Annotated in this window: 1 pseudogene; it reads right to left on the reverse strand. The window is 66.5% G+C overall.

The features are described 5' to 3' along the window. Nucleotides 1–183, reverse strand: a pseudogene (locus VP06_RS30645) (amidase); the annotation flags it as partial. Nucleotides 184–710: the final 527 nt, after the last annotated feature.

Raw genomic sequence — 710 nt, forward strand, 5'->3', positions numbered from 1 at the left:
GCCGGAGGTGCGGGGATACCTCACCGCCGGGATGTAGTCCGGCAGGGCGTCGATCACGTCGTAGGCGTCGAACGAGGCGTCCATCAGGGCGCGATAGGCCGCCGCCTCCTCGGGCGACATCGTCATGAAGAGGCTGGCGGCGAGGTCGCGAACCTGGGCTGCGCTCGGGCGGGTGATGGCCATGGGGCGTCTCCTCGGTGGTGGATCGGGCTGGCGAGCACGAATGAGCAAGAATGCGTCTTGCGCTTGCCTTCGTCCCCCTCCGCGTCGTCCCGGGGCCGCGGCGGCGGAACCCGGGATCCAGACCCGCTAAGGGGGCAGTCATGAGCGGAGCGCGAATCGACGGCGTCCGAACACCTTAAGCGACGGGCGATGCCGACGTCCCGAGGTTAGAGGAGGCGGGATCGGCGTCGCTTGCCTGTGCCGACCAAAAAATTGGACTCTCCGTGCCAGGGCGCCTGTGAGGCGACGCCCCGGCCGGATCGGACGATTTTCTCCCTCGGGGCGCGCGGAGAGAAAATCTTGCTGCCATACACAATTTACAGAGATGAATGTTCTTAAATCGGCGTCGTTGTTGCGCGATCGCAGGAGGATGCCCTAAGCGGACGCAAATCTTCTGCACAGACGGCGGGCCATGACCATCACGCGACGCAGCATCCTCGGGGCAGCCCCTGTCCTGGCAGCCGGGGCCGCTCTCTGCGGGGGAGGGC

The sequence above is a fragment of the Methylobacterium aquaticum genome (assembly GCF_001043915.1).
GTDB classification, from domain to species: domain Bacteria; phylum Pseudomonadota; class Alphaproteobacteria; order Rhizobiales; family Beijerinckiaceae; genus Methylobacterium; species Methylobacterium aquaticum.